General features: G+C 41.6%; 1 protein-coding gene. It reads left to right on the top strand.

Annotation, left to right across the window (positions count from 1 at the left end):
* Window positions 1-109: 109 nt before the first annotated feature.
* Window positions 110-447: MFS transporter (locus R0K30_RS21125; protein ID WP_410612716.1), on the top strand; the 338-nt coding region annotated here is incomplete at its 3' end.

Here is a 447-nt window from a genome sequence, read left to right as displayed (position 1 = left end):
CAGCACATAATTACACCTGCCAGCAAAGCGTTTGATGATTTTAGTGCAATGAATACCAATCCCCAACGTAATGAGCGGATATTGGGTATTAACTAGATAGGACTACACAATGAATAACAATAATAATCAGAACCTCATTTTTCGCCTATGTTGTATCGCGTTAATAGTCACCTCAATGACATTCGCGATTCGTGCCGGTATTTTAGTCCAACTTGGTGAGCAATTTGGCTTAACGAGCACCCAACTTGGTTGGGTCAATGCAATGGCTTTTCTAGGTTTTCCGATAGCGACGATGCTCGGCGGTATTATCTACAACGCCATTGGCGCTAAAAAATTAGTAGCACTCGCGTTTGCTTGTCATTTACTTGGCCTGTTACTAACAATCTCAGCAGATGGTTTTTGGGCGTTACTGATCTCAACATTTCTAATTGGTTTTGCAAATGGCTC

Origin of the sequence: Bacillus sp. SIMBA_154, from assembly GCF_046536015.1 — a bacterium.
GTDB classification, from domain to species: Bacteria; Bacillota; Bacilli; order Bacillales; family Bacillaceae; genus Bacillus; species Bacillus pumilus_P.
This window is presented reverse-complemented; position numbering and strand designations above follow the sequence as displayed.